Here is a 19,932-nt window from a genome sequence, read left to right on the forward strand (position 1 = left end):
GGGTGCAGGGCCCGCCCCCACATCACGGGGGCGGGCCCTGCGTACTTCGCGGCGGCACCGCCATGCAGCACCGCGAAGTAGTCGGTGGGGCTCCGGGGAGCCCGGCCCGGTCAGCCGAAGCGGCCGGAGATGTAGTCCTCGGTCGCCTGGACGGACGGGTTGGAGAAGATCCGCTGGGTGTCGTCCAGCTCGATCAGCTTGCCCGGCTGGCCGACGCCGGCCAGGTTGAAGAAGGCGGTGCGGTCGGAGACGCGGGCCGCCTGCTGCATGTTGTGGGTCACGATGACGATCGTGTACTGGGACTTCAGCTCGCCGATCAGGTCCTCGATGGCGAGGGTGGAGATCGGGTCGAGCGCGGAGCAGGGCTCGTCCATCAGCAGGACCTGGGGCTCGACCGCGATGGCGCGGGCGATGCACAGGCGCTGCTGCTGGCCGCCGGAGAGGCCGGCGCCGGGCTTGTTCAGCCGGTCCTTGACCTCGTTCCAGAGGTTGGCGCCCTTGAGGGACTTCTCCACCACGCCGTCCAGCACGGCCTTCTTCCGCACGCCGGCGAGCTTGAGGCCGGCCACCACGTTGTCGTAGATCGACATGGTGGGGAAGGGGTTGGGCCGCTGGAACACCATGCCGACCGAGCGGCGCACGGCGACCGGGTCGACGTTGGAGGCGTACAGGTTCTCGTCGTCCAGCATCACCTTGCCCTCGACACGGGCACCGGGGATGACCTCGTGCATGCGGTTGAGGGTGCGCAGGAAGGTGGACTTGCCGCAGCCGGAGGGGCCGATGAAGGCCGTCACGGAGCGGGGCTCGATGGTCATCGAGATGTCCTCGATGGCGCGGGTGGCTCCGTAGTAGGCGGACAGTCCGCTGACGTCGATGCGCTTGGCCATGGTCTTTCTCTTCTCTCGTCTCGTACGTCAGTCGGGTCAGCGTCCGCCCTTGGGCGAGCGCCAGCGTGCGATGCCCCGCGCGACGAGGTTGAGCCCCATCACGAAGAAGATCAGCACCAGCGCGGCGCCCCAGGCGCGGGCGTAGCCGAAGTCGTTGTTGACCATCGAGTACTGCTGCCAGATGTAGAGCGGCAGCGACTGCTGCGGTCCGTTGAAGGGGTCGCCATTGATGGCGTCGGCGCCGAAGACCAGCATCATGACCGGCGCGGTCTCGCCGGTGATGCGGGCGACGGCCAGCATCACACCGGTGGTGATGCCGCCGATCGCGGTCGGCAGCACGATGCGCAGGATGGTCTTCCACTTCGGCACGCCCAGGGCGTACGAGGCCTCGCGCAGCTCGTTCGGGACGAGCTTGAGCATCTCCTCGGTGGAGCGGACGACGACCGGCATCATCAGGATGGCCAGCGCGAGGCTGCCGGAGAAGCCCGAGTAGTCGAACCCGAGCATGATGTTCCAGAGCGAGAGGATGAACAGACCGGCGACGATGGACGGCACACCCGTCATGACGTCGACGAAGAAGGTGACCCACTTGGCGAGCCGGCCGCGGCCGTACTCCACCAGGTAGACCGCGGTCAGCAGACCGATCGGGGCGGCGATCAGGGTCGCCAGCAGGACCTGCTCCAGGGTGCCGATCAGCGCGTGGTAGATGCCGCCGCCGGGGCCGGAGGAGATCACGTTCTTCATGGAGTGGGTCAGGAAGTTGCCGTCGAGCACTTCCAGGCCCTGCTGCACGGTGTAGAAGGTCAGCGCGACCAGCGGGACGACGGCCAGGATGAAGGCGACCCAGACCACCGCGGTGGCGAGCCGGTCCTTGGCCTGGCGGCGGCCCTCGACGCGGGCGGAGAGCGCGTAGCTCAGCACCACGAAGAGCGCGGCGGCGATGATGCCCCACTGGAGGTGGCTGGCGAGTCCGGCACCGGCGCCGACGGCGCAGCCGAGGCCGATCGAGAGCAGCGCGACGCCGGCCGGCGCCCACTTGGGGAGCCGCGCGGTGGTCAGGTTGCGGCGGAGCTGCGGAGTCGAGTCCGCAATGGTGGTTGCGGTGCTCATGCGTTGGCCCCCGAGTACTCCTTGCGGCGCGCGATGATCAGTCGGGCGGCGCCGTTCACCAGCAGGGTGATCACGAACAGGACCAGGCCGGAGGCCATGAGGGCGTCACGGCCGAACGGCTGGGCCTCGTTGAACTTGAGCGCGATGTTCTGCGCGAAGGTGCCGCCGCCGGGGTCGAGGACGTGCAGCGAGAGCACGCTGTTGGCGGAGAGCACGATGGCGACGGCGATGGTCTCGCCGAGCGCGCGGCCGAGGCCGAGCATCGAGGCGGAGATGATGCCGGGGCGGCCGAAGGGCAGCACGGCGGTGCGGATCATCTCCCAGCGGGTGGCGCCGAGGGCGAGGGCCGCCTCCTCGTGCATCCGCGGGACCTGCCGGAAGACCTCGCGGCTGACCGCGGTGATGATGGGCAGGACCATGATCGCCAGCAGGATGCCGACGGTGAAGAGGTTCCGCGGGGTGACGCCGGCCTGGGTCTGGTCGAAGACGTACGTCCAGCCGAGGTACTGGTCCATCCACGCGGTCAGGCCGTCCATGTGCGGGACCAGGAACAGCACGCCCCACAGGCCGTAGACGATGCTGGGCACCGCGGCGAGCAGGTCGACCAGGTAGGCGAAGGGCTGCGCGATGCGGCGCGGCGCGTAGTGCGAGATGAACAGCGCGATGCCGACGGCGACCGGTACGGCGATCACCATGGCGATCAGCGCGCTGACGATGGTGCCGAAGGCGAGGACGGCGATACCGAAGACCGGCTTGGGCGCGTCCGGGTTCCACTCGAACGTGGTGAGGAAGTTGCCCTCGTCCTTGGACAGCGCGATGCCCGAGCGGTAGGCGAGGAAGCCTGCGATCGCGGCCATGATGACCAGCAGCAGGATGCCCGACCCTCGGGAGAGGTTGAAGAAGATGCTGTCGCCGAGCCGGCTGTCGCTCCGGCTCCGGCGGGCCCTGCCCCGTGCGGCGGCAGGGGGGGATGAAGTCATGATCGTCTACTCCGGTCTGACGGTGCTGCCCCCGTGGGGGACGGCACCTGGCGGCGGTGCCCCGGACGTGTGGTGCTCTGGGTGGTGCTTCCGGCGGGGCGGCCCGTCCCCCCTCTGAGGGCCGCCCCGCCGGTGGTGCGGGGGTCAGGCCAGGGTCGGGATGACGGCCTGGACCTTGGAGGCGAGCTCCTTCGGCAGCGGGACGTAGCCCTTGGCGCCGATGGCCTGCTGGCCGGCGTCGCTGATGGTGTAGGTGAGGAAGGACTTCAGGGTGTCGAGGCTGTCGGCCTTGTTGCCCTTGTCGCAGACGATCTCGTAGGTGACCAGGACGATCGGGTAGGCGCCCTCGTCCTTGGTCGCGTAGTCGAGGCTCAGGGCCAGGTCGCTGCCGGTGCCGGCGATCTTCGCCTTGGAGAAGGTGGTCGCGGCGTTCGCGGCGGTCGCGTCGACCGGCTTGGAGGCGCCGGTGTTGATGGCGGCGCTCTTCAGGCTGTTGGTCTGGGCGTAGGAGAGCTCGACGTAGCTGATCGAGTTCTTGACCTGCTTGACCTGCGCGGAGACGCCGGCCGAGCCGTTGGCGGACTGGCCGCCCTTGCCTGCCCAGGTCTTGCTGGCCGGGTAGGTCCAGGCGCCGCCGGAGGCCTTGGCCAGGTAGCCGGTCAGGTTGGCGGTGGTGCCCGAGTCGTCCGAGCGGTGGATGGCCTGGATCGGCGCGTCCGGCAGGGCGACGCCCGGGTTCAGGGCGGCGATCGCCGGGTCGTTCCACTTGGTGATCTGCGAGTCGAAGATCTTGGCGATGGTCGGGCCGTCGAGGACGAGCTTGTCGACCTTGTCGATGTTGAAGACGACCGAGATCAGGCCGCCGACCATCGGCAGGTTGATGCCCTGGCCGCCGGCGCAGACCTGCTTCGAGGCGTCGACCTCGGCGGGCTTGAGGGCCGAGTCGGAGCCCGCGAAGGCGACCTTGCCCTGGTTGAACTGCTGCACGCCGGCGCCGGACCCGCCGCCGCCGTAGGTGATGGTCGAGCCGGAGCAGGCCGAGCCGAAGGCGGCCTTCCACACGTCGACCGCGTTGGTCTGCGCGGTGGAACCCGCGCCCAGCAGCTGGCCGCCCTTGCCGCAGGCGATCTGCGCGGCCGGGGCAGCACCGGAGGCCGCAGCGCTGGTGCCGGAGCTGCTGGTCGAGTTGTCGTCCGTACCGCAGGCCGCGAGCGACAGCGAGCCGACGAGCGCCATGGCACCGATGGCGAGGGCCTTGGAGCCGTTCCGCTGGAGCTTCACTGGGGTGTCCCTTTCTGAGGCAAACCCTGCGCGTGGCGAGCTCGTCGATGGCTCGATCAGCGCGGGTTTCGCTGTGGTCCGGGGCCCGTTCGGCCCTCCGGTGGTCCCGAAGGTAGGCCGGGCAGGTGACGCGTCAGGCGGTCACAAATGAACGGATGGTGAACCTCGAACGGCTGGCGGGAAACCGAGGCCGGTAGTAACGGTTGCGTCACGGTGAGGGCGCGGTGAGATCACCCGGAACGGCCCCGCCGACCCGCGGCTGACCTGCGGCGGAGCACGGCCGCGAGGTACGCCGGGCGGCGCCCGGTCAGGCCCGTGCGCCGCCCAGCAGGGTGAGCAGCGCGTCCACCAGCGCGCGGTCCCGGACGTGCGTGAGACGGGCTTTCGCCTTCTTCGGGGGCAGCCATTCCAGCCGGTCGACCTCGCGCCCGGGGGTGAACGAACCGCCCGTCGGCACCGCCGCCCAGTAGCGGACCTCCTTGGGCCGCCCGTCCACCAGGTAATGCTGCGCGGGCAGCTCCTGGCCCAGCACGCAGTGCATCCCGGTCTCCTCGCGCAGCTCGCGCAGCGCCGCGGCCTGCCATCCCTCGCCGGGTTCGAGCTTGCCCTTGGGCAGACTCCAGTCGTCGTACTTGGGCCGGTGGATGACCGCGATCCGCGGCTTCTTCAGACCGCGGCCGTCCTTCTTCGGCCCACCGGGCACCCAGAGCACCCCGCCGGCCGCCAGCACGGTCGGCCCGTACCCGGGCACGGCGGCCCGCAGCGCGGGCGCGCCGCCGCGCCGGGACCGCCCGGCGAGCCGGACGCGGAACGGATTGGCAGCGCGGTGCTGCGCTGCGGTCAGACGGTCGCCCATTCATGCCATCCGTGGTGCGGGAGCTTCGGCCACTGGTGGCCGAAGGCGTACCTGGCCGCCTCGACCTCCAGTCGCTGATCAGCATGCACCACACCGAGCACGTACGCGGTCGCCGGCGTGATCCGCGGCGTCCGGGCCGCGGTGGAGGCGGTGGCGGCGGCATCGGAGGCGTCCCGGTGCCGGTCGAGCACCGCGTCCAGCCGGTCCAGCTCGGCGGTGGGCACCGCGCACACCTCCAGGGCGTACCGGGCCCGCTTCGCCAGCACCCGGACCCGGTGCCAGGGCTCGTCGTCCGCGGCCAGCAGCTCGTCGGCGTCCGCGGGGGAGGCGCTGCGGGCCGCGGGCAGCACCGCGAGCCGGTGCAGGCCGTCGCCGCCGTACGGCTCGACCGCGCGGGCCAGCGGCAGCCGCTCGGCCGCGGCGGCGAGCGCGGCGAGCGCGCCGGCCGCGTGCTGCACCAGCGCGCGGCCGTCCCGCCCGGCGGCCTCGTCCAGCAGTGGCACCTCGCCGCTCAGCAGGGTCATCCGGTCGGCGAGCGCGTGCAGCCGCGCCGTCCGCAGCTCCTGCAGCAGCGCGGTGTGCGCCCTGGTACGGGCGAGGGTGAGCTGCCGCTCCAGCAGGGCGCGGGCCTTGGGGGCGCCGGCGTGGCCGGCCAGCATGCCGGGCGACTCCGCGCCGCCGTCGCCCAGCGAGTCCAGCGCGGCGAGCAGCCGGGACGACCGGCGCCGGTATCCCGGCTCCCGGCCGAGCAGGTCGAGCAGCCAGGCCAGCTCCGTCCGCAGCTCACCGGCCCAGCCGGACTCGAACGCGGCCCCGAAGGTGTGCAGGGCGCCGCCGATCCGCCGGACGGCGCGCAGGAGGTCGTCCGCACCCGCCGCCGAGGCCGGGAGCGAGCCCGGTCTCGATCCGGCCTCGCCCACCGCCTGCGGCAGCGCGCGCAGGAACGCGCCGGCCTGGGTGGTGAGGTAGCCGGAGAGGACTTCCCCCGCGGACGCGCTCGGCGCCGCCGGGGCCGTCATCGGCGAATCGGTCATGACAAGGACTCCCCCATGTGGTCGTCCCGGGCCGCCACGGCCGCCGTCCCGGCCACCGCCGGAACCGGGGGCACGGGCGGCGGCCCGGGCAGTGGTCAGCGGCCCGCGGACGCGTTCCGGTGGCGCTTGCGCGAGGCGATGAGCAGGTCCTGGACGTGCTGCAGCGGCCTGCCGTCGGCGTCGGTCGAGTGCCGCGTCCAGCTCCCGTCGGCGCCGAGGTGCCAGGACTCGGTCTCGTCGGAGACCCCGAGGTCGATCAGCCCGGACAGCTCGGCCCGGTGCGCCGGATCGGAGACCCGCACCAGCGCCTCGATCCGGCGGTCCAGGTTGCGGTGCATCATGTCCGCGCTGCCGAACCACACCTCGGGCTCGCCGCCGTTGCCGAAGACGAAGATCCGCGAGTGCTCCAGGAACCGGCCCAGCACGCTGCGCACCCGGATGTTCTCGCTCAGCCCGGCGACGCCGGGACGGATCGCGCAGATGCCGCGCACCCACACCTCCACCGGCACACCCGCCTGCGAGGCCCGGTACAGCGCGTCGATCACGGCCTCGTCGACGATCGAGTTGACCTTGATCTTCACGTACGCCGGGCGGCCGGCCCGGTGGTGCGCGATCTCCCCGTGGATCCGCGAGACCAGGCCGTCCCGCAGACCGCGCGGCGCCGTCAGCAGGCGCCGGTAGGACTCGCGGCGCGAGTAGCCGGACAGCCGGTTGAAGAGGTCCGAGAGGTCCGCGCCGACCTGCGGGTCCGCGGTCAGCAGGCCGAGGTCCTCGTACAGCCGGGCGGTCTTCGGGTGGTAGTTGCCGGTGCCGACGTGCGCGTACCGGCGGAGCGTCTCGCCCTCCTGGCGGACCACCAGCGACAGCTTGCAGTGCGTCTTCAGCCCGATCAGGCCGTAGACCACGTGACAGCCGGACTCCTCCAGCTTGCGGGCCCACTTGATGTTGGCCTGCTCGTCGAACCGGGCCTTGATCTCCACCAGGACGAGCACCTGCTTGCCGGACTCGGCCGCGTCGATCAGCGCGTCGACGATCGGCGAGTCACCGGAGGTCCGGTACAGCGTCTGCTTGATCGCCAGCACGTTGGGGTCGGCCGCCGCCTGCTCCAGGAAGGCCTGCACCGAGGTCGAGAAGCTGTCGTACGGGTGGTGCAGCAGCACGTCCCGCTCGCGCATCGCGGCGAAGATGTCCGGCTGGGACGCCGACTCCACGTCGGTCAGACCGCGCGCAGTGCCGGCGACGAACTTGGGGTACTTCAGTTCCGGCCGGTCCAGGTCGGCGATGCCGAAGAGCCCGGTCAGGTCGAGCGGCCCGGGCAGCGGGAACACCTCGGCCTCGCTGACGTTCAGCTCGCGCACCAGCAGGTCGAGGATGTACGGGTCGATCGACTCCTCGACCTCCAGGCGGACCGGCGGGCCGAAGCGCCGCCGCATGAGCTCCTTCTCCAGCGCCTTGAGGATGTTCTCGGCGTCGTCCTCCTCGACCTCCAGGTCCTCGTTGCGGGTGACCCGGAAGGCGTGGTGGGCGAGCACCTCCATGCCGGGGAAGAGCTCCTCCAGGTGCGCCCCCATGACGTCCTCCAGCGGCACGTACCGCTGCGGGGACGCCTCCAGGAAACGGTTCAGCGACTGCGGCACCTTCACCCGGGCGAAGTGCTTGTGCCCGGAGACCGGGTTCCGCACCACGACGGCCAGGTTCAGGCTGAGGCCCGATATGTACGGGAAGGGGTGCGCCGGGTCGACGGCCAGTGGCGTGAGCACCGGGAAGATCTGCTGCCGGAACAGCGTGTGCAGCCGGGCCTGCTCCTTCTCCAGCAGCTCGGGCCAGCGCACCACCTCGATGCCCTCGGCGGCGAGGTCTGGCAGCACCTCGTGCTGGAAGGAGGCCGCGTGCCGGGCCATCAGCTCGCGCGCGCGCCGCCAGATCAGGTCGAGCACCTCGCGCGGCTGCAGCCCGGAGGCGCTCCGGGTGGCCACGCCGGTGGCGATGCGGCGCTTGAGGCCGGCCACCCGGACCATGAAGAACTCGTCCAGGTTGCTGGCGAAGATCGCAAGGAATTTGGCGCGCTCCAGCAGGGGGATGCCCGGATCCTCCGCGAGCTCCAGCACCCGCTCGTTGAACGCCAGCCAGCTCCGCTCGCGGTCGAGGAAGCGGCCCTCGGGGAGGGGCCCGAACTCCGTCTCGATGTCGGCGAGCGCGGAGTGCACCCCGCCCGTGGAGCTGGCCGTCGCCGACCGGGGCGCGATCCGGACGGCGGCCGGCTCGTCGTCGACCGGCATGCCGAGCGCATTGGTGATCGCGCTCGGCAACGGCGCCGGGACGGCCGGGGCCGCCTGCGCCGCGGCCGCCCGGGCCGCGGCGGCCGGCGGACGGGACTCCGCCGCCGTGGACCTTCCTGCCTTGGGCACGCGGGCACGGCTCTTGGAAGGCTGCTTGGCTGCCTGCTTGGAGCCCGCACCGGAGGCGGGGCCGGGGGCCGCACCGGACGAGGCGGAGACGGGGCCAGGGATGGTCATCGGTGCCAGCTCCTCATGCAGGGCGAAGTCCCGGGCGCACGTACCGCAGTCGTCAGCCGTGCTCGCGGCGGCGTACGTGTGTGTGGCGTACGCAGCGTCCTCGTCCCGCCACTCCAGTGCCCACCCGCCGGGAGCGGCCGGACGGAGCCGAGCCGGTCGGCGGGCGGAGCGCGGACGAGGCACTACGGGCGTCATCCTGTGATCTTCGCGGCGTCAATTGAATCCACGGTAAACACCGGATGGCCAGGAGGAAAGCTGAGTCGGTCACCCCTGTGGGCCGGAACCACCGGCCGGGCCGGCCTCCTGGACGCGGTACATCAGATCCACCTCGTGGACGGTGAAACCCAACCGTTCATATACCCGCACGGCCGCCGGATTGTCAGCGTCCACATAAAGAAGAACGGCCGGCACGCCGCGGTCGCGGATCAGGTGACGCAGACCCGCCGCGGTGAGCGCCCGCCCGAGCCCGCTGCCCTGTTCGCTCGGGGCCACCCCGACCACGTACACCTCGCCCAGGCCGTCGGGGTGCACCTTCGTCCAGTGGAAGCCCACCAATGCGCCGCCGCGGACGGCAAGGAGGAAACCGGCGGGGTCGAACCAGGGCTCGGCAAGCCGGTCCGCGAGGTCCGCCGCCGTCCACGCCCCCTGCTCGGGGTGGTGGGCGAAGGCCAGCGCGTTCAGCGCCAGCCAGGCCCCGTCGTCCTCGCCGGGGCGGAAGGTACGGAGCTCCACACCCTCCGGAAGCACCGGCTCGGGCACCTCCGGGCCGGCGGGCCTGCGCATCTGCCGCAGCTCGCGGACCAGCTCGCCGCCGAACCGCTCCGCCAGGCGGGCCGCACCCGGGTGGCCGCCGTGCGCCCAGCAGTCCACGGCCTTGGCCGGCGCCAGCTCCGTCAGCAGCACCTCGGCCAGCCGGCCGCCGAGACCGCGTCGCCGCAGCTCGGGGTGGACCGCCAGCTCCGCCGTCGCCGAGCTCCCGTCCGCGGCCACCTCCAGCTGCGCGTACCCCGCCGGACGACCGTTCAGCGTCTGCAGCAGGTGCCGCACCCCCGGACGCGCCGAACCCTCGCGGAGCCGCAGCCGGCCCGCCTCCGAGACCGCCTCACGGCCGTCGTCGACGGCGGCCGCCGTCAGCACGGACCGGGCGAGGAAGAGATCCTCCGCGGTCAGCTCGGACATGACACGGATGCTCTCGCCGGAGGGCGGCGTCGTGGTGGTCTCCATAGGGCGACCCTACGTCGCCGTCGCTCACCCGCCGTACCGAACCCGGAAATGCGAGAAGCCCCGCCCGGTGTCCCCGGGCGGGGCTTCTCTGAAGAATTGTTCGGCGGCGTCCTACTCTCCCACAGGGTCCCCCCTGCAGTACCATCGGCGCTACGAGGCTTAGCTTCCGGGTTCGGAATGTAACCGGGCGTTTCCCTCGCGCTATGACCACCGAAACACTATGAAACACATCGAACAACCGACACATGGCCTGTTCGTGGTTTCAGAACCAACACAGTGGACGCGAGCAACTGAGGACAAGCCCTCGGCCTATTAGTACCGGTCAACTCCACCCATTACTGGGCTTCCATATCCGGCCTATCAACCCAGTCGTCTACTGGGAGCCTTACCCTCTCAAGGAGGTGGGAGTGCTCATCTCGAAGCAGGCTTCCCGCTTAGATGCTTTCAGCGGTTATCCCTCCCGAACGTAGCCAACCAGCCATGCCCTTGGCAGGACAACTGGCACACCAGAGGTTCGTCCGTCCCGGTCCTCTCGTACTAGGGACAGCCCTTCTCAACACTCCTACGCGCACAGCGGATAGGGACCGAACTGTCTCACGACGTTCTAAACCCAGCTCGCGTACCGCTTTAATGGGCGAACAGCCCAACCCTTGGGACCTACTCCAGCCCCAGGATGCGACGAGCCGACATCGAGGTGCCAAACCATCCCGTCGATATGGACTCTTGGGGAAGATCAGCCTGTTATCCCCGGGGTACCTTTTATCCGTTGAGCGACGGCGCTTCCACAAGCCACCGCCGGATCACTAGTCCCTACTTTCGTACCTGCTCGACCCGTCAGTCTCACAGTCAAGCTCCCTTGTGCACTTACACTCAACACCTGATTGCCAACCAGGCTGAGGGAACCTTTGGGCGCCTCCGTTACCCTTTAGGAGGCAACCGCCCCAGTTAAACTACCCACCAGACACTGTCCCTGATCCGGATCACGGACCCAGGTTAGACATCCAGCACGACCAGAGTGGTATTTCAACGGCGACTCCACAACAACTGGCGTTGCTGCTTCACAGTCTCCCACCTATCCTACACAAGCCGAACCGAACACCAATATCAAGCTATAGTAAAGGTCCCGGGGTCTTTCCGTCCTGCTGCGCGAAACGAGCATCTTTACTCGTAATGCAATTTCACCGGGCCTGTGGTTGAGACAGTCGAGAAGTCGTTACGCCATTCGTGCAGGTCGGAACTTACCCGACAAGGAATTTCGCTACCTTAGGATGGTTATAGTTACCACCGCCGTTTACTGGCGCTTAAGTTCTCAGCTTCGCCCGACCGAAATCGGACTAACCGGTCCCCTTAACGTTCCAGCACCGGGCAGGCGTCAGTCCGTATACATCGCCTTACGGCTTCGCACGGACCTGTGTTTTTAGTAAACAGTCGCTTCTCGCTGGTCTCTGCGGCCACCCCCAGCTCAGACCGTAAAGGTCGTCACCAGGGCTGGCCCCCCTTCTCCCGAAGTTACGGGGGCATTTTGCCGAGTTCCTTAACCACAGTTCACCCGAACGCCTCGGTATTCTCTACCTGACCACCTGAGTCGGTTTGGGGTACGGGCCGCCATGAAACTCGCTAGAGGCTTTTCTCGACAGCATAGGATCATCCACTTCACCACAATCGGCTCGGCATCAGGTCTCAGCCTCAATGAGTGACGGATTTGCCTATCACTCGGCCTACACCCTTACCCCGGGACAACCACCGCCCGGGCTGGACTACCTTCCTGCGTCACCCCATCGCTCACCTACTACCACCTTGGGCCACCGGCTCCACCACTCCCCTTCACCCGAAGGATCCGGGACGGCTTCACGGGCTTAGCATCAGAGGGTTCAGCGTTGGCGCTTCAAAGCGGGTACGGGAATATCAACCCGTTGTCCATCGACTACGCCTGTCGGCCTCGCCTTAGGTCCCGACTTACCCTGGGCAGATCAGCTTGACCCAGGAACCCTTGGTCAATCGGCGCAAGAGTTTCCCACTCTTGTATCGCTACTCATGCCTGCATTCTCACTCGTGAACCGTCCACGACTCGATTCCTCGGCCGCTTCACCCGGCACACGACGCTCCCCTACCCATCACAGCCTCCGTTGGGAGTATTGCTGCAATGACACGACTTCGGTGATGTGCTTGAGCCCCGCTACATTGTCGGCGCGGAATCACTTGACCAGTGAGCTATTACGCACTCTTTCAAGGGTGGCTGCTTCTAAGCCAACCTCCTGGTTGTCTCTGCGACTCCACATCCTTTCCCACTTAGCACACGCTTAGGGACCTTAGTCGGTGTTCTGGGCTGTTTCCCTCTCGACCATGGAGCTTATCCCCCACAGTCTCACTGCCGCGCTCTCACTTACCGGCATTCGGAGTTTGGCTAAGGTCAGTAACCCGGTGAGGCCCATCGCCTATCCAGTGCTCTACCTCCGGCAAGAAACACGCGACGCTGCACCTAAATGCATTTCGGGGAGAACCAGCTATCACGGAGTTTGATTGGCCTTTCACCCCTAACCACAGGTCATCCCCCAGGTTTTCAACCCTGGTGGGTTCGGTCCTCCACACGGTCTTACCCGCGCTTCAACCTGCCCATGGCTAGATCACTCCGCTTCGGGTCTTGGGCATGCAACTCAAACGCCCTATTCGGACTCGCTTTCGCTACGGCTACCCCACACGGGTTAACCTCGCTACACACCGCAAACTCGCAGGCTCATTCTTCAAAAGGCACGCAGTCACAGTCCGAAGACTGCCCCCACGGCTTGTAGGCACACGGTTTCAGGTACTATTTCACTCCGCTCCCGCGGTACTTTTCACCATTCCCTCACGGTACTATCCGCTATCGGTCACCAGGGAATATTTAGGCTTAGCGGGTGGTCCCGCCAGATTCACACGGGATTTCTCGGGCCCCGTGCTACTTGGGAGATGAGCAAGCAAGCCGCTGATGTTTCGTCTACGGGGGTCTTACCCTCTACGCCGGACCTTTCGCATGTCCTTCGACTACACCAACGGTTTCTGACTCGCCGACCGGCCGGCAGACCGATCAAGCTCATTCCCACAACCCCCCGAGCGCAACCCCTGCCGGGTCTCACACGCTCAAGGTTTAGCCTCATCCGGTTTCGCTCGCCACTACTCCCGGAATCACGGTTGTTTTCTCTTCCTGCGGGTACTGAGATGTTTCACTTCCCCGCGTTCCCTCCACTTACCCTATGTGTTCAGGTAAGGGTGACAGCCCATGACGACTGCCGGGTTTCCCCATTCGGACACCCCCGGATCAAAGCTCGGTTGACAGCTCCCCGGGGCCTATCGCGGCCTCCCACGTCCTTCATCGGTTCCTGGTGCCAAGGCATCCACCGTGCGCCCTTAAAAACTTGGCCACAGATGCTCGCGTCCACTGTGCAGTTCTCAAACAACGACCAGACACCCACCCTCGAACCGTCCCAAGGACGACCCTCAAGTGGAGCCGGCATCCACGAGGAAACCTTCGTTCCCTCAGGACCCAACAGCGTGCCCGACCCGAACAGTTCACATCACGCGTTCCACGCCGAAGCAGTACTAGCGTCCATGACTCTGTCCGTGCCGAATAGTCAACGTTCCACCCATGAGCTAGCACTCCGGAACACTCGTCCGAAGCTGCTGTGCGCTCCTTAGAAAGGAGGTGATCCAGCCGCACCTTCCGGTACGGCTACCTTGTTACGACTTCGTCCCAATCGCTGGTCCCACCTTCGACGGCTCCCTCCCAAGGGTTAGGCCACCGGCTTCGGGTGTTACCGACTTTCGTGACGTGACGGGCGGTGTGTACAAGGCCCGGGAACGTATTCACCGCAGCATGCTGATCTGCGATTACTAGCAACTCCAACTTCATGGGGTCGAGTTGCAGACCCCAATCCGAACTGAGACCGGCTTTTTGGGATTCGCTCCGCCTCACGGCATCGCAGCCCTTTGTACCGGCCATTGTAGCACGTGTGCAGCCCAAGACATAAGGGGCATGATGATTTGACGTCGTCCCCACCTTCCTCCGAGTTGACCCCGGCAGTCTCCTGTGAGTCCCCGACATTACTCGCTGGCAACACAGAACAAGGGTTGCGCTCGTTGCGGGACTTAACCCAACATCTCACGACACGAGCTGACGACAACCATGCACCACCTGTACACCGACCACAAGGGGGCTGATATCTCTACCAGTTTCCGGTGTATGTCAAGCCTTGGTAAGGTTCTTCGCGTTGCGTCGAATTAAGCCACATGCTCCGCTGCTTGTGCGGGCCCCCGTCAATTCCTTTGAGTTTTAGCCTTGCGGCCGTACTCCCCAGGCGGGGAACTTAATGCGTTAGCTGCGGCACCGACGACGTGGAATGTCGCCAACACCTAGTTCCCAACGTTTACGGCGTGGACTACCAGGGTATCTAATCCTGTTCGCTCCCCACGCTTTCGCTCCTCAGCGTCAGTAATGGCCCAGAGATCCGCCTTCGCCACCGGTGTTCCTCCTGATATCTGCGCATTTCACCGCTACACCAGGAATTCCGATCTCCCCTACCACACTCTAGCCTGCCCGTATCGAATGCAGACCCGGGGTTAAGCCCCGGGCTTTCACATCCGACGCGACAGGCCGCCTACGAGCTCTTTACGCCCAATAATTCCGGACAACGCTCGCACCCTACGTATTACCGCGGCTGCTGGCACGTAGTTAGCCGGTGCTTCTTCTGCAGGTACCGTCACTTGCGCTTCTTCCCTGCTGAAAGAGGTTTACAACCCGAAGGCCGTCATCCCTCACGCGGCGTCGCTGCATCAGGCTTTCGCCCATTGTGCAATATTCCCCACTGCTGCCTCCCGTAGGAGTCTGGGCCGTGTCTCAGTCCCAGTGTGGCCGGTCGCCCTCTCAGGCCGGCTACCCGTCGTCGCCTTGGTAGGCCATTACCCCACCAACAAGCTGATAGGCCGCGGGCTCATCCTGCACCGCCGGAGCTTTCCACCAACCCCCATGCAGAGGAAGGTCGTATCCGGTATTAGACCCCGTTTCCAGGGCTTGTCCCAGAGTGCAGGGCAGATTGCCCACGTGTTACTCACCCGTTCGCCACTGATCCACCCCGAAGGGCTTCACCGTTCGACTTGCATGTGTTAAGCACGCCGCCAGCGTTCGTCCTGAGCCAGGATCAAACTCTCCGTGAATGATTACCGGCTATCCGGTGCACACTCGCGTTGAGCGGCACGGCAACCACCGGAATAGGGTGATCCCGCGCACTGCGTCCTCGCTGTGTTATTTCAAAAGGAATCTCCAACCGATCGATTGCCCGACCGGCCGGGGATGTCAACATATCTGGCGTTGACTTTTGGCACGCTGTTGAGTTCTCAAGGAACGGACACTTCCTTCGGACCGCCTTCCAGCGGACCCTCCGGGCGTTTCGCTCTTTCGTGTTTCCAGCTTATCAGATCCGAGTCCGTGCTCTTCACCGACTTGCTTTCTTCACCGCCTTGTCGGAACCGGCCTGACGACCCGTCCGACGTTTCAAACCTTAGCCGATCCCCGCTCCGAAAAGCGAATCGGCATCGATCCGAAGTGCAATTCCTATAAACAGGCACGCCGAATTCGCACAGGGGCGCGACAAGGCGCGACCCAGCCCGAGCCGGGAAGTGGTGTTTCAAGGGATTGGCTGCCTCGGGACCGGCCGTGCAGAGCGCTCGTCCGGTGCTCCCTGTCGGGCAACTCGAAGAACATTACACGTCGGATCCGTCGGGTTCAAGTGGCAGCTGGAAGGCCAGCACCGCGACGTCGTCGTCGTGCTCCGCGGTGACCCCCATGGCCCGCAGCAGGCGGGCGCAGACGACCTCCGGGCCGCCCGCGGCGCCGGCGAGTGTGCGGGCGAGCAGGTCGAGGCCATGGTCGATGTCCTCGTCACGGCGCTCGACGAGGCCGTCGGTGTAGAGGACGCCCGTGGTGCCCGGAAGCAGCTTGAGGGAGTGGGAGACGTGGCTGCCGCCACCGGTGCCGAGCGGCGGGCCGTTCTGCTCCTCGCCCTGGAGGACGCTGCCGTCCGGGCAGCGCAGCAGCAGCGGCAGGTGGCCGGCGGAGGCGTACTCCAGCGTGCCGGGGACCGGGTCCCAGACCGCGTAGGTGCAGGTGGCGATCTGGTTGGCGTCGATCTCCATGGCGAGGCCGTCCAGCAGGCCCATCACCTCGTGCGGGGGGAGGTCGAGCCGGGCGTAGGCGCGGACGGCTGTGCGGAGCTGGCCCATGACGGCGGCGGCGCGCAGGCCGCGGCCCATCACGTCGCCGATGACCAGGGCGGTGCGGCCGCCGCCGAGGCGGATCACGTCGTACCAGTCGCCGCCGACCGCTGCGTCGGCGCCGCCGGGCTGGTAGGTGGCGGCGACGCGGAGGTCGGCGGGCTGTTCGAGCTTCTGCGGGAGGAGGCTGCGCTGCAGGGTGACGGCGGCCTCGCGCTGCCGGCGCTCGGCCTCGCGGACCCGGGTCGCCGCCTGGACCTGGTCGGTGACCTCGGCGGCGTAGATGAGCAGCCCGGCGGGCGGGCGCGGGCCGGGCCGGGGGTCGAGGGTGCCGAGCGGCGGGTCGGCGGGGGCGAGCGGAACGCAGGAGACGTTGTAGTAGCGGCTGCCGGCCGGGCCCAGGATGCAGCGCGCCTTGACGCTGCGGGGGCGCCCGCCGCGCAGGGCCTGGTCCATGAGGGGGAGGACGCCGAGGGCGGCGAGCTCGGGGAGGCCGTCGGCGGCGGGCAGGCCGGCCGTCCGCTCGCCGAAGAGCTCGCGGTAAGCGTTGTTGGCGTACCCGAGCTGGTGGAGCGGGCCGTAGGTGACCGCGACGGGGGCGGGCAGCCGGTCGAGGACGCCGCGGAGCTCGTAGAGCTCGTGGATCTCGCGGTGGTCGAGGGCGGCGGTCGCGGTGGCCGGGTCGCGGGGACCGGGAAGGGGCAGGGGTTCGGTGGCCGTCGAGGACGGGGCGGACGGAGCGGTGCGCCTCGGGGCTCCGGTGAGCCGGGCGCTCCAGCGCATGAGGTTCAACGTCGGCCGCTTCCTCGGGTGTGGGGGCTGGTCGGTTTCTGAGGGGTCATCACATGATGTGCTCGGGGCAGCACGGGCCGTGATGATCGGCTGGGCAGATCCTGTCAGGCGGAGGTGTCGTTTCGGAAGTCGTATCGCCGGTCCGGCGCATTCGCTACAGGCCGGCGTGCGCGGGGGCGCTAGGGGCGCTCTAGGAAGCCCGACTCGAACTCCGCGCGCGGGTGCTCCACGGCGCCGAGCGAGACGACCTCGCGGCTGAAGAGCCCGCCGAGCAGCCAGTCGGTGAAGACCCGGACCCGGCGGTCGAGGCTGGGCAGTCGCCGCAGGTGGCGGGCCCGGTGCAGCAACCAGGCGCGACGGCCGGTGAGCCGGCCCCGCCGGGTGTGGGCGACGGCGCGACCGAGGCCGAGCGAGGTGGAGCAGTGGATGCGCTCGGGCCGGTAGGCGGTCAGGGCGCGGCGTTCCAGGTCGGCCAGCAGGTTCTCGGCGAGGAGCCGGGCCTGCGCCAGCGCGTGCTGGGCGTTGGGGGCGCACAGCGCACCGTCGGCCGCCGGGTCCGGAACGGCCGCGCAGTCGCCGGCCGCCCAGGCCCCGGCGAGCGGGTCGCCGCCGGGTCCGCGGACCTGGAGGGTGGGCAGGCAGCGGACCCGGCCGGTGGCGTCGAGCGGGAGGTCGGTCTCGCGGAGCAGCGGGGCCGGTCGGACGCCGGCTGTCCAGACCAGGGTGCGGGCGGCGAAGCGACTGCCGTCGGAGAGCGCCATGATCCGGTCGGCGGCGGATTCCAGGGTGGTGCCGAGATGGACGTCGATGCTGCGTTCGCGCAGTTCGGCGAGGGTGTGGGCGGCGAGGTCGGCGCTCTCCTGGGGGAGGATCCGGTCGGTCGCCTCGACGAGCACCCAGCGCAGGTCGTCGGCGGCGAGGTTGTGGTAGCCGCGGACGGCGTACCGGGCCATGTCCTCCAGTTCGGCGAGGGCGCCGACGCCGGCGTAGCCGGCCCCGACGAAGAGGAAGGTCAGGGCGGCCTGGCGGAGTTCGGGGTCTCGGGTGGAGGAGGCGAGGTCGAGCTGTTCGAGGACGTGGTTGCGGAGGGCGACCGCCTCGCCGACACTGCCGAAGCCGAGGCCGTGGTCGGCGAGACCGGGGACGGGGTCGGTGCGGGAGACCGACCCGGGGGTCAGGACCAGGTGGTCGTAGGCGATTTCGGTGGGTTCGGCGGTGGCGCCGCGGGGGGCGGTGTCAACCTGGGCGGTCCGGCCGGCGTGGTCGATCCGGGTGATCCGGGCGGTGAGCACGCGGCACTGCCGGAGGACCCGGCGCAGGGGCACCACGACGTGGCGGGGGTCGATGCTGCCGGCGGCGACCTCGGCGAGCAGCGGGTGGTAGGTGAGGTACGGCTGGGGCTCGACCACGGTGATCTCGGCGTCCCCGGTGCGCAGTCGGGGGGCGAGCGCCTGTTGCAGTACGAGGGCCGCGGCCATGCCGGCGCATCCGCCGCCGACGATGAGAATCCTGATGGGGCACCCCCTGCCGTCCGTGGGCCGTGTGACCTGATTCACGTCCCGCCGGGACGCCCTCCAATGAGGCAATGCGTGGGGTGCGTTTGTCCACAGGGCGAACGGGATCGGGTGGGTCGGATGTGACGGAGATTGCCGCCCGGGGCGGGTCCGGGGGTGCCCGGTGGCCGGACGGAGGCCGTGGCCGACTGCCGACCGGGGGCGGGAGGTCCGCTTCTGCCACGAACTCGCCTGAACTATGGTCGGATTGTGTCCCGTCAAGGTCGGGGTCGATCGACCCGGCGGCCGACTGGTCGGCGGGGAACTGGGGAAGGGTTAGTCCGCACCTGTTGAGTGGCGGACGGCTTGGGGCCGCACCGGGGGGTGCGGAAGGTTCGGGCGGGCGCCTTCGGTGTCCGCGGGGGAGGGTTGAAGTGACGGATCAGGAGCGTCTGGCAGGCGGCGTGGTGTCGCCGGTGCACGGACGGATCGGCGCGGGCCACGGCTCGGTGCCGGAGCAGCGCGGGCCGGTCGGCCCGGAGCTGGTGGTGGCCGGCCCGGGGACGGGGCGGCCGGGGCGGTTGCGGGTGGATGCACGGCGCAACCTGGAGAGCGTGCTGCGGGCGGCCCGCCAGGTGTTCGGCGAGCTGGGCTACGACGCCCCGATGGAGGAGGTGGCCCGCCGGGCCGGGGTGGGTGTCGGCACGGTGTACCGGCGCTTCCCCAGCAAGGAGGTGCTGGTCCGTCGGATCGCCGCGGAGGAGGTCGCCTGGCTGACGGCGCAGGCCCGCGAGTCGCTGTACGGCGGCGGTGCGGCGTGGGAGTCGCTGGCGGGCTTCCTGGGCCGGGCGGTCGCCTCGGGCGCGGGGCGGCTGCTGCCGCCGGAGGCGTTCCGGTACGCGGCGGAGCTGGGCCGGGTGCCCGAGCAGCGCGGGTCGGAGGCGGAGGCGGAGCCGTCGGACGGTGCCAGGCCGGGGGCGGCGGACGCCGATCCGCGGCTGCTGCTGCAGTTGGTGGCGGCGCTGGTGGCGCGGGCGGCCGCGGCGGGTGAGCTGCGTCCCGGGGTGACCGTCTCGGACGTGGTGCTGGTGCTGACGGCTGCCGTCCCGGTGCACGCCGTCGCGGCGGTCACGGACGACGCGGAGTCGACGGACGGTCAACTCGGCGACGTACCGGCGCAGCGACTGCTGCGGATCCTGCTGCAGGGTCTGCAGGCGCACTGAGCACGGGAGTTGGTGGCGGCCGGGCACCGTTCGCCCTGCTCGTACGAGTGGGTCGCGGCAGGTCCGGCTTCCGACCGGCGCTGTGCTATGCAATCCTTTGCCCGTGCTTGGAGCCATTGTCCCGTTGCGCGGTGTTCCTGCAGCTCGCTGCGGCCGCGTGGCCGCCGTGGCCGCGCGTCCGGCGGCCGGTGCGGCGGCGGGTGCGGCTGCCGGGGTGCGGCGTTGAGCGCCGAGGAGCGCGGCGAGCCGGGGGCCGGTGCGAGCCCGTCCGGGCATGTGCCCGACCAGGCGGG

General features: G+C 68.7%; 10 protein-coding genes, 3 rRNA genes and 1 pseudogene. 1 reads left to right on the forward strand and 13 read right to left on the reverse strand.

Features of this window, described 5'->3' with window-relative positions:
- Positions 1–110 precede the first annotated feature (110 nt).
- The 13 genes and pseudogenes from pstB to KSNIM_RS17695 form a co-directional block, all read right to left on the reverse strand.
- Positions 111–887: a phosphate ABC transporter ATP-binding protein PstB gene (pstB, locus tag KSNIM_RS17635; RefSeq protein ID WP_263104167.1), complete on the reverse strand. Its 777-nt coding sequence runs from the start codon at positions 885–887 to the stop codon at positions 111–113.
- Between the two features lie 36 nt (positions 888–923).
- Complete coding sequence (pstA, locus tag KSNIM_RS17640; protein ID WP_263104168.1) at positions 924–1,997, reverse strand: phosphate ABC transporter permease PstA; 1,074 nt, start codon at positions 1,995–1,997, stop codon at positions 924–926.
- A complete protein-coding gene (gene pstC / locus KSNIM_RS17645) occupies positions 1,994–2,977 on the reverse strand; it encodes a phosphate ABC transporter permease subunit PstC (RefSeq protein ID WP_263104169.1) in 984 nt (327 codons plus the stop codon). Before pstC ends, pstA begins: the two co-directional genes overlap by 4 nt.
- Before the next feature lie 144 nt (positions 2,978–3,121).
- Positions 3,122–4,258, reverse strand: coding sequence for a phosphate ABC transporter substrate-binding protein PstS (pstS, locus tag KSNIM_RS17650; RefSeq protein WP_263104170.1), 1,137 nt, complete (start codon positions 4,256–4,258; stop codon positions 3,122–3,124).
- Positions 4,259–4,565: 307 nt separating this feature from the next.
- Positions 4,566–5,114: an NUDIX hydrolase gene (locus KSNIM_RS17655; protein WP_263104171.1), complete on the reverse strand. Its 549-nt coding sequence runs from the start codon at positions 5,112–5,114 to the stop codon at positions 4,566–4,568.
- Positions 5,099–6,148: a CHAD domain-containing protein gene (locus KSNIM_RS17660; RefSeq protein WP_263104172.1), complete on the reverse strand. Its 1,050-nt coding sequence runs from the start codon at positions 6,146–6,148 to the stop codon at positions 5,099–5,101. The genes KSNIM_RS17655 and KSNIM_RS17660 overlap by 16 nt, the downstream gene beginning before the upstream one ends.
- A gap of 95 nt (positions 6,149–6,243) precedes the next feature.
- A complete protein-coding gene (locus KSNIM_RS17665) occupies positions 6,244–8,664 on the reverse strand; it encodes an RNA degradosome polyphosphate kinase (RefSeq protein WP_263104173.1) in 2,421 nt (806 codons plus the stop codon).
- 264 nt (positions 8,665–8,928) lie between these two features.
- Positions 8,929–9,888: a mycothiol synthase gene (gene mshD, locus KSNIM_RS17670; RefSeq protein ID WP_411543733.1), complete on the reverse strand. Its 960-nt coding sequence runs from the start codon at positions 9,886–9,888 to the stop codon at positions 8,929–8,931.
- 98 nt (positions 9,889–9,986) lie between these two features.
- Positions 9,987–10,103 (reverse strand): 5S ribosomal RNA (rrf, locus tag KSNIM_RS17675).
- A 77-nt stretch (positions 10,104–10,180) separates the two neighbouring features.
- Positions 10,181–13,286, reverse strand: a 23S ribosomal RNA gene (locus KSNIM_RS17680).
- A 274-nt stretch (positions 13,287–13,560) separates the two neighbouring features.
- Positions 13,561–15,075 (reverse strand): 16S ribosomal RNA (locus KSNIM_RS17685).
- Together the 16S, 23S and 5S rRNA genes form the textbook arrangement of a ribosomal RNA operon.
- Before the next feature lie 558 nt (positions 15,076–15,633).
- Positions 15,634–16,923: pseudogene (locus tag KSNIM_RS17690) on the reverse strand (PP2C family protein-serine/threonine phosphatase); the annotation flags it as partial.
- Between the two features lie 179 nt (positions 16,924–17,102).
- Positions 17,103–18,401 (reverse strand): NAD(P)/FAD-dependent oxidoreductase, encoded by a 1,299-nt coding sequence (locus KSNIM_RS17695; RefSeq protein WP_411543734.1) that lies wholly within the window; start codon positions 18,399–18,401, stop codon positions 17,103–17,105.
- 449 nt (positions 18,402–18,850) lie between these two features.
- Between KSNIM_RS17695 and KSNIM_RS17700 the strand changes: the two genes are divergently transcribed.
- Positions 18,851–19,639: a TetR/AcrR family transcriptional regulator gene (locus tag KSNIM_RS17700; RefSeq protein ID WP_263104174.1), complete on the forward strand. Its 789-nt coding sequence runs from the start codon at positions 18,851–18,853 to the stop codon at positions 19,637–19,639.
- Positions 19,640–19,932 lie beyond the last annotated feature (293 nt).

Origin of the sequence: Kitasatospora sp. DSM 101779 (assembly GCF_025655475.1) — a bacterium.
In the GTDB taxonomy this organism is placed as follows: domain Bacteria; phylum Actinomycetota; class Actinomycetes; order Streptomycetales; family Streptomycetaceae; genus Kitasatospora.